This is a genomic window from Rahnella contaminans, from assembly GCF_011065485.1.
Lineage (GTDB): Bacteria > Pseudomonadota > Gammaproteobacteria > Enterobacterales > Enterobacteriaceae > Rahnella > Rahnella contaminans.
On the sequence record NZ_JAADJS010000005.1, the window covers coordinates 248,075 to 262,271 of the forward strand.

Annotated in this window: 16 protein-coding genes and 3 pseudogenes; 12 read left to right on the forward strand and 7 right to left on the reverse strand. The window is 48.3% G+C overall.

From position 1 onward, the window contains the following. Positions 1-188 precede the first annotated feature (188 nt). The 4 genes from GW579_RS20350 to GW579_RS20365 all read right to left on the reverse strand — a co-directional run bounded on the left by GW579_RS20350 (position 189) and on the right by GW579_RS20365 (position 2,927). Entirely contained in the window at positions 189-1,124 is a 936-nt protein-coding gene (locus GW579_RS20350; protein ID WP_165061413.1) for a glycosyltransferase, read from the reverse strand. Positions 1,125-1,541: 417 nt separating this feature from the next. After that, complete coding sequence (locus GW579_RS20355) at positions 1,542-1,934, reverse strand: putative zinc ribbon protein (protein ID WP_019106746.1); 393 nt, start codon at positions 1,932-1,934, stop codon at positions 1,542-1,544. Between the two features lie 114 nt (positions 1,935-2,048). Further along, positions 2,049-2,255 (reverse strand): helix-turn-helix transcriptional regulator, encoded by a 207-nt coding sequence (locus tag GW579_RS20360; RefSeq protein WP_019106747.1) that lies wholly within the window; start codon positions 2,253-2,255, stop codon positions 2,049-2,051. Between the two features lie 84 nt (positions 2,256-2,339). Continuing rightward, the gene (locus GW579_RS20365; RefSeq protein ID WP_165061416.1) at positions 2,340-2,927 is read right to left on the reverse strand and encodes a YagK/YfjJ domain-containing protein; all 588 of its coding nucleotides are present in this window, start codon (positions 2,925-2,927) and stop codon (positions 2,340-2,342) included. 394 nt (positions 2,928-3,321) lie between these two features. Between GW579_RS20365 and GW579_RS20370 the strand changes: the two genes are divergently transcribed. The 12 genes and pseudogenes from GW579_RS20370 to GW579_RS20425 all read left to right on the forward strand — a co-directional run bounded on the left by GW579_RS20370 (position 3,322) and on the right by GW579_RS20425 (position 10,214). Beyond that, positions 3,322-3,990, forward strand: a complete 669-nt coding sequence (locus GW579_RS20370; RefSeq protein ID WP_235937440.1) for a hypothetical protein — start codon at positions 3,322-3,324, stop codon at positions 3,988-3,990. Positions 3,991-4,086: 96 nt separating this feature from the next. After that, complete coding sequence (locus GW579_RS20375; RefSeq protein WP_165061419.1) at positions 4,087-4,974, forward strand: GTPase family protein; 888 nt, start codon at positions 4,087-4,089, stop codon at positions 4,972-4,974. A 176-nt stretch (positions 4,975-5,150) separates the two neighbouring features. After that, positions 5,151-5,558, forward strand: coding sequence for a hypothetical protein (locus GW579_RS20380; protein ID WP_019106751.1), 408 nt, complete (start codon positions 5,151-5,153; stop codon positions 5,556-5,558). A 4-nt stretch (positions 5,559-5,562) separates the two neighbouring features. Next, positions 5,563-6,045, forward strand: coding sequence for a hypothetical protein (locus tag GW579_RS20385; RefSeq protein ID WP_235937441.1), 483 nt, complete (start codon positions 5,563-5,565; stop codon positions 6,043-6,045). Between the two features lie 83 nt (positions 6,046-6,128). Next, on the forward strand, positions 6,129-6,947 hold the full coding sequence (locus tag GW579_RS20390) for a DUF932 domain-containing protein (protein WP_165061422.1): 819 nt from the start codon (positions 6,129-6,131) through the stop codon (positions 6,945-6,947). After that, positions 6,944-7,207, forward strand: a complete 264-nt coding sequence (locus tag GW579_RS20395; protein WP_165061425.1) for a DUF905 domain-containing protein — start codon at positions 6,944-6,946, stop codon at positions 7,205-7,207. The genes GW579_RS20390 and GW579_RS20395 overlap by 4 nt, the downstream gene beginning before the upstream one ends. A 74-nt stretch (positions 7,208-7,281) precedes the next feature. Then, positions 7,282-7,716, forward strand: a pseudogene (locus GW579_RS20400) (antirestriction protein); the annotation flags it as partial. 15 nt (positions 7,717-7,731) lie between these two features. Then, entirely contained in the window at positions 7,732-8,274 is a 543-nt protein-coding gene (radC, locus tag GW579_RS20405) for a RadC family protein (RefSeq protein ID WP_165061620.1), read from the forward strand. Continuing rightward, the gene (locus GW579_RS20410; RefSeq protein WP_071600415.1) at positions 8,271-8,492 is read left to right on the forward strand and encodes a DUF987 domain-containing protein; all 222 of its coding nucleotides are present in this window, start codon (positions 8,271-8,273) and stop codon (positions 8,490-8,492) included. The genes radC and GW579_RS20410 overlap by 4 nt, the downstream gene beginning before the upstream one ends. A gap of 25 nt (positions 8,493-8,517) precedes the next feature. Next, positions 8,518-8,874, forward strand: coding sequence for a type IV toxin-antitoxin system YeeU family antitoxin (locus GW579_RS20415; protein WP_165061428.1), 357 nt, complete (start codon positions 8,518-8,520; stop codon positions 8,872-8,874). Between the two features lie 21 nt (positions 8,875-8,895). Next, positions 8,896-8,985 (forward strand): annotated as a pseudogene (locus tag GW579_RS20420) (TA system toxin CbtA family protein); the annotation flags it as partial. Positions 8,986-9,212: 227 nt separating this feature from the next. Further along, entirely contained in the window at positions 9,213-10,214 is a 1,002-nt protein-coding gene (locus tag GW579_RS20425) for a hypothetical protein (protein ID WP_115644089.1), read from the forward strand. A 98-nt stretch (positions 10,215-10,312) separates the two neighbouring features. Here the strand turns inward: GW579_RS20425 and GW579_RS20430 are convergent. The 3 genes and pseudogenes from GW579_RS20430 to GW579_RS20440 form a co-directional block, all read right to left on the reverse strand. Next, positions 10,313-10,471, reverse strand: a pseudogene (locus GW579_RS20430) (ISNCY family transposase); the annotation flags it as partial. Positions 10,472-11,058: 587 nt separating this feature from the next. Continuing rightward, entirely contained in the window at positions 11,059-11,811 is a 753-nt protein-coding gene (locus tag GW579_RS20435; RefSeq protein WP_115644088.1) for a hypothetical protein, read from the reverse strand. 1,263 nt (positions 11,812-13,074) lie between these two features. Beyond that, a protein-coding gene (locus tag GW579_RS20440; RefSeq protein WP_165061431.1) for an IS3 family transposase occupies positions 13,075-14,195 on the reverse strand; the annotation gives its coding sequence in 2 pieces (ribosomal slippage) (positions 13,075-13,937 and positions 13,937-14,195; 1,122 coding nt in all). Positions 14,196-14,197: the final 2 nt, after the last annotated feature.

A 14,197-nucleotide genomic window follows, 5' to 3' on the forward strand; every position in this document is an offset into this window, starting at 1 on the left:
AGAGTATGAGCTGTGCGGATACTAATGCAGGGCATGCTCCCTTCTTGGGTCAGCAAGGTGCGATGATTTTGAGTTGGAAGAGGAAAGTACGGGGAGTTGTGTTCGCACCTAAGTAAAGGCCTGAACAATTTAGTCAGAAAGCGTGAAATTACGCTGTGCGCAGGTGTCGTGTAGCAACGCACAACTTATCAGAATAGCTTGCCCAGCAGCTTAATAAAGAAAAACACATCGCTAAAACTGCTGATACCTCTGAATAAATGGGCTGCGAATATGTTCGCTTTGAAGTAGTCCTTCATGCCCGATTTATCCCCAACGCGATTGCGGTAAAGCCCCAAAAAGTGACGAGCCTCCACCAGCGCATGCCGGTACAAAAATACCTTTATTTTTTTGTTTTGTTCCGCTAACTCGATGATTTCCGCGATCACTTCAACATAGCTTATAGCACGAACATCATAGTAATCCGGTCGGTGTGTGATAGAGGTCTTAGTACTGATATAGATATAGTCCTTAACATCCAACACGCAGAACCGGCCATTGCTCGCTGCAAGATGAACCGTCCAAAGAATGTCTTTATGGCTCCTACCAGGCTGGAAGCGCAGTGAATGCTGCCTGACATAGGATGACCTGACCATTTGCAGCCACAGGTAATGTGGCCATTCACGGCGTGTTACACAGTGTCTTATCCACTCATGCCCTGACAGAATCGCCCCATATGGTTGCTTTCGGTGGACTGCTCTTCGATAGTGGTGGTCAGCATCAGAATGCCAGCCATTAAAGATCATGACGTCGGCCTGCAATGCACTAGCTGCTTGCCATCTTTTTTCAATGAACCCATCTGCTATATCGTCGTCCGCATCAAGGAATATAACCCACTCTCCCTGGTGCAAGGCTAGAGCAGTATTTCGGGCAGCATAGACACCTTGATTGGCCTGCTCGATCAGAATGAGCCGGTCATCGTGGATTTGTCGGACAATGCTGCCGGTACCATCGGTAGAACCGTCGTCAACAACGATAAGTTCAATAGCTACGTGGTTTTCGCTAAGGATTTTATTAACCAGACAACCAATGGTCGCAGCGGCGTTGTAAACAGGGATAATGATGCTAACGTCGATTTTATTTTTCATGCTGAATTACGACCTCCTTTCGTTACCGTCGTTCTGACGTCTGATCGGGATAATTCGTCTTTCCCTGATTTCCTGGTCGATATCAAATAAGCACTCATCGCAAAATTCTTTATCGAGTGAGAGCCATCGCTCAAGGACACCTCTTTTTTTGTTGCAACGTGCACATCTCTTCATCTTTCTGCGCCCTGGAGATCTCATTCTGTGGGTTACATGGAAAATGGACGTAGCAAGCCTCAGCTAGATAACTAACCGTAATTAAAGGCTTTTCTGCGAGCAATGTATGATAAGGATAACTAGGCAGGGCGCATGAAAGATAATCGTTTTGATAGATCAGTTTCTCGATATTGATCGTTCGTGCCGATCGATATGGTGTGTGGCTAAGTTAAAAGGGAAAGGTGGAACGTGGCCTAGAAGCGCTTAGCCCGGAGTTCGCTCAATGCTATAGATTCCAGAATGGCAATTTATACAATGCTTATTGCCAACGTAATCCTCGCTACAGAGTACGCAATGCCAGTGAGTAGGCGGTTTGCTGGATGTATCGATAGCATAAGTGACCTGCCGTAGTTTTCTGATGCGGGCAGCTTCTTTCTCCAGCGGGTCGACCCAGGCGCACATCATCAGTTCGTGGTGAGATATTGAGTGCTGGATATGTTCAAACCAGGGGCCTTCTTTCTCATCCTCTTTATGTAAGATAAGCCTGCAGCCGCAGCTGGCGCAGGTCCAATGGCCTCCTGTTTCGTCAGAGGCCTCTTTTGCATTAACAAATTTGTTCCGGGCATTGTTGGCCAAATAGCATTTTAAAATCCGCATGAGTTTTTCCTTTGAGCCGTGCTTTAGGCCGACGGATGACACGCATGGGCAAGCCGCCCCTAAATGGGTAATGCTAGTCAGGCTATCGGCGGAGTTAAATCTGGGAGGGAGAGGTTATTGGCGGGATTGGTCGATACGCTGCTGTAACCAAGCTTCTACTTCGCTTTGCAACCAACGAGAGCTTCTGCCCAGCTTAATGGGTTTCGGGAACTCGCCGTTTTTTATAAGGAAATAAAACCATTTATCCGTCAGGCCTGTGAGCCGGGTGATAAACGCCATCGTCACCAGTTGGTCGTTAAGAACGCTGTAGTCTGTGGTCATCGTCTTTCTCCTTGAGTGAATGGGAGAAGGAGTCGGGTCAGGGAAACGCAGACTCCTTCAAACGATGAGGCACTGGCGTATTTTTTAACTGACCTTCCGCCGTCTGCCCGCTGCCGGTGGAGCAGGGATGTCACTTAACTGGCAGATAACGCCCATAGTCTTCTGCTCCTGCTTGCTGAGATAGCTCAAGATGTACTGCATACTCTTGCGGCCCTTAATGTCGTCGTAGGGCGTTACCCATTCACCCCGTGCTCTGTACTCCTCCCTGGGCTCGCACCGGTGTGTATGTCCTTCTCCCCATGTCACGTATTTCCAGGTATCCCTGAGCGTTTCATAGACGGTCCATGCACGGCGGTGTTTCTGACCATTGAGGTAAAACGACGCGTGGATGTGAAAACCATGTCGCTCGGTATGCTCCAGTACCCATGCGTAGCCCACCAGCCCCTTAATATCTTGGCTACGTTGAATCAGTAAGGTGATATCGGCCACTGTAGAGTGAATATCGCCCTCACCATGGGAATCACTGTCCTGCAGATACGAGAAGTCCACCCGTAGCATCAGCAGCTTGGAATAACGCTCAAATAATTGATCCTGATGACGTCGCAGCTTTCGGTTCAGGGTCGGGTGCTGAACATAACTAAGATTGATATCGTTAATGTCGCGGTATGACATGTCTGGTTCTCCATGTGAGTGTAATCGTCATGGGAATGGACATTGGCGTCAGTTTTGAAATGGGATGCAGGTGAGCGGCATTGTAATCTCAGTACAGTACTGGTTACTTAACTCGTGGTGTTGGTCCGGTGAGAAGGGGGAATAGTTATGAAAGTGCTTCTCTATGAAATATCATTTTATTCCTTAATTAAACGCTCGCCCTTCAGGCTGATGAACCCGCCGAAAAGGTAAATCCATCGTTGTTTAAGGCCCCCAATGGAGGTAGAGAACCTCCCCGCCGATAGCCACCTTGCTATATAAATTTTGTGCAAAAGCTGCTAAGGGTTAATGCATTGACTTATAATGATTTAGCTATAACATGTATGTTAATTTACATAACTTGTATGTTTTAAAAATGAACAGCTACTACTCAGCTCGCCAGGCCAAAAGCATCGGTAAATCCTTTACGACATTATTCCAGAATCTTTCTGCTGACGGCTCGGTCAAGGCCCTGAAATTCTCTTTTGTGATAACACCGCTGGATGGGAAGACTGCTTATCATGACGACAGAGGTGCTGAGCATTCAAAGAAGGTTCATCTTGCTCTGAAGCTGTTTTTGAACCACATGCGGGTGCTTAAATATGGGAAGTGCGTTACCGGGTATTCATGGCTAATGTGCAACGAAAAGCGTGTAAACCGACCCTATATTTATATGCTGTTTTACATAACCGGGAGTACTGGCGCCGATAAAGTTGCGGAATGCCTGCGCGATTTATGGATACGTTCGGTTGAAAAGGCGAGCCTGAAAGAAGGCTGGTACGGTTACCCGGTGGTGTTCAACTATAATCTTGAATTGGGCAACAAGGTTTTTTGCAAGGGTAATCATGCACTACTGGATGGTAATGTCGAGTGTCAGAGCGGATCATTCATTTTCGATGACCTTTGTGGCGGTACGGCTAATTTTAAAATTAGCTCGGATAATCCGAAATTGTTCCTGAGTTACCTGGGTTCACTCAGATTGAGCATGCGCTCAATTTCCGGTGTGAGAGCATGGGGCTGTTCGCAGCTAAAAGATAAAAACTAAAAAAATTACAGTTATATATCATCTTACTGAATTCCCTTCCGTATCACTTCAACAGGCCATCCACCCGGATGGCCTTTTTGCTATCTGGAATCTACCATGAAAAAACCTTCAGGTTATGCCCTGATCCGCCGTCACCTGCGGCGCTATCCACGTTCTTTACGCCAGTCCTTAATCCATGAGCTGGACCAGCTTGTTACCTGCGAACCGGTGATTGGCATCATGGGCAAAACTGGCGTCGGCAAATCGTCGCTTTGTAACGCGCTGTTTCGCAGTGAAGTCTGTGCTGTTAACGCGGTTGAAGCCTGTACCCGCGAGCCTCAACGGGTTCGTCTGCGCTTTGGCTCTCACTATTTGACGCTGATTGACCTGCCCGGCGTGGGAGAAAGTCTGCAACGTGATGACGAGTACCGCGAACTCTACCGGGAACTGATGCCACAGCTTGATATGGTGCTGTGGGTGTTAAAGGCGGATGACCGCGCCTTCACGATAGAGGAGCAGTTTTATCAGGCGGTCTTTGTCGGGTACAACGGGCCGCAGCCTCCATTGATATGGGTACTGAATCAGGCGGACAAAACCGAACCGGCAGAGCAATGGAACTGGTCTTCCGCGCAACCCTCAGTGCTGCAGGCTGAACATATTGCTCAGAAACAACAGGCTGTCGCCCGCCAACTGGGAATTGCAGAGCGTGATTTGCTGGTCATCTCCGTCAGGGGGCGTTACCGGCTGTCGCGCCTGGTGGAGGCCATGATTACCCGTCTCCCAAAGCAGACCCGCAGCCCGCTGGTGCCGCACCTGCAAACCGGCTATCGCACTGAAGTCGTGATTAGCAGCGCCCGCACCGGCTTTGGCGAGGCGGTCGTGGAGGTGATTGACCGCATCATTGATTTGGCCCCGCTACCGCAGGTTGCCCGCTCGGCCCTTCAGACCGTGACGCATACCGTGGCCCGCGCCGCCCGCACGGTCTGGTCCTTCTTCTTCGGTTGACTTTCTCCGTGCATTCCACATTTCGATAAGTTTTTTCGTTCATACACGATCGAAATTCTCGATCGACCCGATCGGATATCTTCATTATCCAGGCGAAAAACCCACTTATAAAATCCCCGGGCACACATTCACTGAGTCAGCGCGACAGCGCACCTGTCGCATCACAAGGAGCCAATATGAACATGTTCTCTGCCGCCGCCGCCGTAATGGCGTTGCTGGCAGGCCTCGTCTCATCTGCGGTAAGCGCAGAAAATGACGTCATCAAAGTCGATATCCAGAAAAGTGGCTGGGAGTGCAATGACTGTGTCTACGTCACTGTGACTGCCCGCACGGAGCGGATTCAGATAAAAAATATCGATGTAAACCGGGGCAAATGCCCGCAGCTGAAGCAGGGCGTGACCACCATTCAGGGTCAGAAGATGGAGGGGTGGTGGCCCAATAAAGACCCGTTCACGCCCCGTACGATGCAGTTTGCTGACAGTCTGACCTGGCGATTTGGCAACACGCTCTGGCAGAAGGGTATTACCTGCAATGTTATTGAAGCCCGGATATTCACTGACCTAGGCGTATTCACTTACAGCTGAAACCATGATGAAAATAAAACAAACAACCCAAAAAATTGTCTCCCTGTTGATAATGGTCAGTCTGGCAATGAGCGTCGGAGTATCTGCGGCACCCGCCGGGAATGAGTCCCGACTGATTACAGATGAGGCCGGATATCTGGTCTGCCAACGGTGTGGCCCGGACCACAAGGACATCTACCTGATGGCAGAGTATCCGGCGGGCTCGCGGGAGAAATCCGTGAATTATCACCTGGTCCGGGATATGAGTCGCTACACCTTTCTGATGTCTTCGGATGCCCCGGCGACTGCGGTGAATCAGACGCCGGATTTCTGGTACATCGATAAGCAATCATCCACCCCGGCGCTGAACAGCATTGTCTTTGACGACGATAATTCGGCACTGTCATCCGCAGAGCACATCACCGTGACAGAGGCTGGTGGCAAGACCCGGCTCAACGTTATCTGGGCGAATGGGAAGCGCAACATCTTCATCCTCGATAATCCTTAACCCTTACCCAGTCAGTACCCCCCCAGCGCCCTGCTCATTCGAGCGGGGCGTTTTCTTTTGTGCCTTCAGATAAGGAAACAACCATGAAATTAGCCAGCCGTTTTGGCGCGGTGAACCTTGTTCGCCGTGACCGCCCGCTCACCCACGAGGAGCTGGCGCACTATGTGCCGAGCGTGTTCAGTGAAGACAAGCATGAATCCCGCTCAGAACGTTATTCATATATTCCGACCATCACCCTGCTTGAAAACCTGCAGCGTGAAGGGTTCCAGCCCTTCTTTGCCTGTCAGACCCGCGTGCGGGACCCCGGCAAACGTGAACACACCAAACACATGCTGCGCCTGCGCCGTGAAGGGCAAATCACCGGTAAGCAGGTGCCGGAAATTATTCTGCTGAACAGTCATGATGGGTCCAGTTCCTATCAGATGCTGCCGGGACTGTTTCGTGCTGTTTGTCAGAATGGGCTGATATGCGGGGAGAGTTTTGGAGAAGTACGTGTGCCGCATAAAGGCAACGTGGTGGAGAAAGTCATTGAGGGGGCATACGAAGTGCTGGGGATATTTGACCGGGTGGAGGAGAAGCGCGATGCGATGAATTCACTCATGCTACCGCCACCTGCTCAGCAGGCGATGGCGAAAGCGGCACTGACTTACCGTTTTGGGGAAGAGCATCAGCCGGTCGCAGAGTCACAAATTCTTGCGCCACGCCGCTGGCAGGATGAGAGCAATGACCTGTGGACCACGTACCAGCGCATTCAGGAAAACCTGATTAAAGGCGGTCTGTCCGGTAGAACGACCAAAGGCAAACGGGCCCATACCCGCGCAGTGAAAGGCATCGATGGGGATGTGAAGCTCAATCGTGCCCTTTGGGTCATGGCTGAAAACATGCTGGAGCTCGCATCATGACCGCGCAGAAAGAAAAGGGCCAGAGCCTGCTTCCGGCCGGACCTTTTACCCGCCAGCAGGCGGAGTACGTCACCGCGGCATACCAAAACATCTTCATCGAGGATGACCAGGGAAGCCATTTTCGGCTGGTCCTGCGCGATGCGAATGGCCGGATGCTGTGGCGGGACTGGAACTTTGAACCGGAGGCCGGGACCGGGCTTAATGCGTACATCCGGGACTACGGCATCCTGCAGGGCCCTCTCAGCCGCCTGCCTTATTAACCACATTGCCACGCATTCATTTTTCCCCTGACCCGCCAGCCTGAACCGCTGGCTTTTCATTACCGGAGAAACCCATGACTGACACCACAACTGAACTCATCATTTCCCCCGCTGTTGTTGCCGACGAGCAGCGTATCCACTTCTGGCCGCAGCACTTTGGCAGCATCCCGCAATGGATAACACTTGAGCCCCAAATCTTCGCCTGGATGGACGGTCTGTGTTCCGATTATCACGGCGGCATCTGGACCTTTTATACGCTTAACAACGGGGGCGCGTTTATGGCCCCGGAGGCTGATGAAGACAACGAAGATAAATGGACGCTGTTTAACAGAATGAACGGTAACGGGGCTGGACTCCCCCGCGAAGCTGCAGGGATAGTCGTTTGCCTGATGGCATACAGCCACCATGCCTGTCGTACCGAATGTGACGCGATGACTGAGCACTATTATCGCTTACGCGACTACGCGCTGAACCATCCGGAATGCAGCGCCATTATGTATCTCATTGACAGAGGAATGCCTGACATGAATACCGTATTATCCCCGGTGTCATCGCAGCCTGAACTCTTTCCGCTGACGGTTATGGCCCAGCATGGTTGTCTGCTCCCCGCGACATCTGGATTGACGCCCTATGCCCAACGGACCATCCGCCGCGCTATCAACCTGCTGGATAAATATCTTCGTCAGCCAGGCATATCATTTACCTCAAGTACGGGAGCCCGTGACTGGCTTCGGTTACAGCTGGCAGGACAAGAACGGGAAGTGTTTATGGTGCTCTATCTCGATAACCAGCATCGTTTACTGGAGAGTGAAACGCTATTTGCCGGTTCGATTAACCATGTCGAGGTCCATCCTCGAGAGGTAGTGAAGTCAGCGCTTCGCTTCAATGCAGCAGCTGTCGTGCTGGCGCATAACCATCCATCCGGCGACCCAGAGCCCAGCCAATGCGATCGCAACATTACCGGTAGGCTTAAAGAATCCCTGGCACTGGTTGATGTGAACACGCTTGATCATTTGGTCGTCGGTTCAGATGGCATTGTGTCGTTTGCGGAGCGAGGGTGGATATGAAAATCATCAGTAAACGCCAGGCAATGGCTTTGTACCGACAGCATCCAGGCTCCCGGCTGTTTCACTTCTGTACCGGCAAATATAAATGGTCTGGAAGTATCTGCCATTATGCTGGCCGGGAAGTTCAGGACATACGCGGTGTTCTGGCCGTGTTTGCTGAACGCCGTCAGGACCGCAATGGTCCCTATGTCATTCTTAGAAGTGTCACTCTCAATTAATCCTTCCCTTTAATCAGGAACAATAATGAACAATCACTCAGACCCCGGTACCAAACCGGAGAATCCCACCTGTCAGCAGTGGGGGCTTAAACGCGCTATTACACCCTGTTTTGGCGCTCGTCTGGTACAGGAAGGCAGTCGAGTGCACTTTCTCGCTGACCGAGCCGGGTTTAACGGTGCTTTCAGCGATGATGACGCGCTGCACCTGGATCAAGCCTTTCCGTTGATACTCAAGCAACTGGAGCTGATGCTCACCAGCGGAGAACTCTCTTCACGGCATCAGCACTGTGTCACGCTTTACCACAACGGACTCACCTGCGAAGCCGATACGCTTGGTAGTTGCGGCTACGTATACATCGCTGTTTATCCCACTCAACTTTAATCTCTTTCACGGGAGCCATCAATGAAGTTTCTACCTGCAACAACTCTGCGTGCAGCGAAGTCATGCCCGCCACCTGTCGCTATCTGGCAAATGTTACTTACTCATCTGCTATCGGCATAGTCTTTACCAAGTTGACTTTAAACGGAGACTTAGTGTCCGCTTTGTGCCAATAGCGGACATTGATGGCACATGGTATGTTAGTTAAAGAGTGCAGGTCATGCCCTGTATTCCGCCGTGGTACAATTGTTGCACAAATCATTGTAGCAACGAATAAAACCACCATATTAAAAGCAGTTCACAATCCGTTTATTCTTGAATTTTAATAGCGCAGGTCATACATGGATATTCGTTCACGCAAGAAAAATTTTTTAGATTCGTTAGATTCAACAGAAGTGATACGCAAAGCAGTAAGTCTTGCTATAGATTGCATGATTGATAATGATAATAGTAGTGAGGATACCCCCTTAGTTGTTACCAGCTATGATGACTTCTGTAGGAACCAGGTGCTGAAGTATGTACAGGAATTTTGTGAAGCTGCGTACCCTGATACGGATAAATATTACTTTATTCCTAACATGCTTCACATTAACGGTAGAACTAGTGAAGAAGCCTGTATTAATTTAATTAAACTCTTAAGAGTTACAAAAGGCATTCTATTCTGGTCAGATGCCCCATCGTGGTTTGCTAGCCTCCCCGACGGGTTATTCCATGTTGTTAACATTGATCAAAAAACCGTCACTCGCGGCCTTAATAAGAAAAACTCTCAGCCGACGATCATCAATAAAGAGTACAGTGTAGACACACTACTATCTGAACTATTTTTGAATGGCGCGCACATGGAACAATCCAACGCAAACAACGTTGTTGAGGCAGACATGAAGTTCTATGATGAATGCCATGCTGGATTAATCAGACCAATACCCGCTCCAGTAGGCGAGTCATATGATGAAGAGATCAAAATTAATTCTCCATATTGGCAGAAGCTCGCGTGTGTAGCGTTACGCCGCTATCAGTCAAAGGAATGTCATGACGGAATGCAATGGGATACAACCGATAATGGCTGGATTGATGTTGTTGCGTATCCGTTCATCAAAGAAATACAATCACTTGATAATAGTGGTTATCGCCAATGTTTAGTTGGGCTGGTCACAATAAACATTTCAAACGCAAATTACCCGTACCTATCTACCGTTTGGATACATCCATTTTATCGCAGGGGAGGGTTATTAAGTAAGTTATGGCCAAAATTACAAGAGCGATATGGAAGTAACTTCGAAATTGAGCAACCTAATGAAAATATGAAAGCATTTTTGAAAAGTGTGAAACATGCAGGTTACTAATTTATGAATCAGCCAGTTGAGTTATTGATGGTGTGAATGAGTGGAGTAACAGTTCAACGTGATCCTATGCAGATTTTTAACATGCCTCGGGTTGCTTCAAGTTTGAGAGATTCGGTCAATCGGCGGTTGGTGGACTGACCGCATTTGCGGATGACAAGTCCTTCGGCACCTGAAACCTGGTAACAATTGATAAGCCGTCACGCCTGACGTTCTGAGATTCCTGGCTGTGATGCCGCATCGCGACGGCGTAGTGACCTGCTTCCCGTTCAATAAAATATATCAATACCAGTCATGCCCACCTTGACGATGGTTGGCATCACCAACTTCCGCTTTTCTCTCAAAGCTGACCTAACGGTGCCTCATGCGGTCTGCTTCGTGCCAAAACCGGACGTTGCTGACACCAATAAGAAAAACATTTTCGTGATACCACTCACGCTATTGCTCCTGGTTCTGAATATTCTCCAGTCATGATCAGGAATAACCAGTTTCAGCCTTGACAATGAAATAGGGGACATCAAACTTTGCCTGCTACAAAGATTAGTAACATAGGATTTAATTTAAACACAATATTTCCTCACATGAGGAAAATAATTTCTCGCCACAGTAATTAGCTACACAGGAAATTAATCTGTCAATATGAATTGTTTTAAAAAATTAATATTTGGCATCTGGCGTAATAAATACCTACGTATTGCGAAAGAAAAATTTAGTTAGGGGTTTGGGTTAGGGAATTGTTTGATAGGAGGTGGGATTTAGGGATTTGGCTACATAAGAAATTGAATAGAAAGGCTCTAAATATTGAGAGCCTTCACAATACGAAGCACGCTATATTAAAAAAATAAAATTAGCCATCATCTTGGATAGCACAGATACAATTTGCTAGCCGTGTCGGTTTTAAAAGTCGATAAGCATATTTATCTTTTAAACGCTGAATATGCCCTGCCAATGTGTATCCACTACGTCTTGACAGGTTACTTTTTAAATCGGATTCAACTTTAGTATAGTCTTTCACAAAAGCATTGTTTGGTGACTCAATCATAGCTTCTATAATATCAGCCAACCCTTTAAAACCCATTTTTAAATTGTCTAGAGCGACCACATTTAACTCTTCAATGGTTAGTGTCAGGTCAGAACTTATATCTGTTACACTATCACTTTTAAAAGCGACAACCCATTGTCCATGAGCAATCCTATTCCTGAGTGTGCTTGGCGTTTTCACATAGTCAATGATTAATTTTTTAATATAAGTCTCAGCGGAAGATAATTGAACAGGATTGAATGTTGGTGCTGATAAAACTTTAGCGTGAGCTAGTTTTAAGCACCTACGCCATTTAGCCTCCATTCCTTTCCTGTTTTTTATATCCTCTATTTCGCTTAATTCAAAACCATAAGGTGTATGAATTAATTTTGAGAATAACGCCTCAGTCCAAGCAGAATAAATTAGCGAAAGAGTTTTCGTATGGATTCTTGCCTCGGTAACTCGATCATTTTTTAAGGCAAGATTCAAACCAATCTTAGCGATGCGCCAAGCGCGATCCAATTCTTTTACGTTCTTTGTTTGAGATTGGAACACGATAAGTTGTTGGGCTCTATCCATAACACGCCTTAGGATGAAATTTGTGACTCACAAGTATGGAAAAAACACTTAGAAAATATTTTTTCCATACCTGGAATTGAACCAGGAACCTCCTTCAAACCTCAATAGATGCAGATTTAAAGGCGCTCTACCAAATTTGAGCTATATGGGCACAGGTATAGTTACAAACAGGTTATGTTTTGTCAATTTTTTTCGGCAACCCAATGTTCAGCCATACAATGGATGTAATCGACTAATGCATGAGTAGAAAATTCAGACTGATAGCCATCATCAAAGCTATAAAATAAAGCTAGCTGCGCTGATCTGCTTACTGTGTTTAATACGCCAAGTTTTAAGTAATAACTTCATCATACTGCGAATGTCTTCTCTTCGCTCATAGCTGACTACAAGTGCTTAGATTCTGCCCACCTTGTACCAGAAGCTGTCAATGTTAGTATTGTGATGTATCGATCAACGAGTGAAGGTTAGGAGAAATGATTGTAACCAGGGAAAGCATGAAAAAATGGATCATCGAGTGTCTTCAGGAACGGGGTGGTAGTGCTTGGCCACGTGAAGTCTCAAAGTATGTATGGGACAGCTACGAGGCTGAGCTTAGGGATTCCGGCGATATGTTGTATACGTGGCAATATGACATTCGTTGGGCCGCTCAACAATTGAGAAACGAGGGTACTCTAAAACCAGTAAATAGACGCAGAGATTTGCCATGGGAACTAGCAAAGCAAAGCAAGAGTTAACGTTCATTTCGCAGCCAAATCTGACTTTGTTCTGAGTGGATGGTAATTGATACCTCTGAAGAAAACGTTCCTGCCTGCCTGAATCTTGCGTTGACTGCCATATCGGTGTTCTACTTGTATGGCTTTATACCCATTCGTGATGTCTATTTTTTATACGGATTTTAACTTGTGGGTACAAGTGCGGGTATAACTATTTATTCCTGCTTATAAAATACACTGATATCAGTTTATTAGGTGTGAAATTCGAGTCCGGCCTTCGCACCATTAGTATGAAAATCAAGTCACCCACGGGTGGCTTTTTTTATACCTGAAATCCTTCCCTTCTCTTTTTATCCCTATGTGTAATATACGGAAATTAAAAAATCCATTATGTAGATGCATTTCTAGCCTGAACGATATCCCTTCTGCTATGCGGCGTGTCATGAATACCTGAGTTGAAGATGGCATGATCTATTCAAGAACAGTACAATCCCCCTATCTATTTTTGCGCGATGTCTCGCTGACCTGCCCCCAAGGTTAGATACAACGCTCAGTTAGTAATGTCGGATCCTTCACTCTCAGAATTACCCTTCCTCCAGCCCACCGCAAATTCAGACGGCGTCTGATAATTCAGCGCTGAGTGCGGGCGGCACTCATTATAATCCTGACGCCATTCACTGATAATTTTCCTTGCATGACTGACGTCACTGAACCAGTGTTCATTCAGGCATTCATCGCGAAAGCGTCCGTTAAAACTCTCAATGAATCCGTTCTGTGTCGGCTTGCCGGGCTGGATAAGTCGCAGCTCCACGCCATGCTCAAAGGCCCATTGATCGAGCGCGCGGCAGGTAAATTCCGGGCCCTGATCAGTTCTTATCGTCGCCGGATAGCCGCGAAACAGCGCAATACTGTCCAGAATACGCGTGACCTGCACGCCTGAAATCCCGAAGGCAACGGTTACAGTCAGGCACTCCTTCGTGAAGTCATCCACGCAGGTCAGGCTCTTGATCCTCCGACCGGTCGCCAGCGCATCCATGACGAAATCCATCGACCAGGTTAGATTGGGTGCCGCCGGGCGGAGCAGCGGCAGACGTTCTGTTGCCAGCCCTTTACGTCGTCGTCTACGTTTTACCCCCAGGCCACTGAGATGATAAAGCCGGTACACGCGCTTGTGATTGACATGAAGCCCTTCGCGGCGCAGCAGCTGCCAGATGCGGCGGTAGCCAAAACGTCTGCGCTCCAGTGCCAGTTCGGTGATGCGTCCGGATAAGTGCGCATCTGACGCCGGACGCTGCGCTTCGTAGCGGCAGGTCGACAGGGACAAACCTGTCAGCCTGCAGGCACGACGTTGCGACAGACCGGTCGCATGACACATCAGTACCACGGCTTCCCGCTTCTGGTCTGTCGTCAGTACTTTCGCCCCAGAGCCACCTGAAGCGCCTCCTTATCCAGCATGGCTTCGGCCAGCAGCTTTTTGAGTCTGGCGTTCTCTTCTTCAAGCGACTTCAGGCGCTTAACCTCGGGCACCTCCATACCGCCATACTTCTTACGCCATGTGTAAAGCGTGGCATCGGAAATGGCGTGCTTGCGGCAGAGTTCACGGGCGGATACCCCGGCTTCAGCCTCGCGGAGAATACTGATGATCTGTTGGTCGGAAAAACGCTTCTTCATGG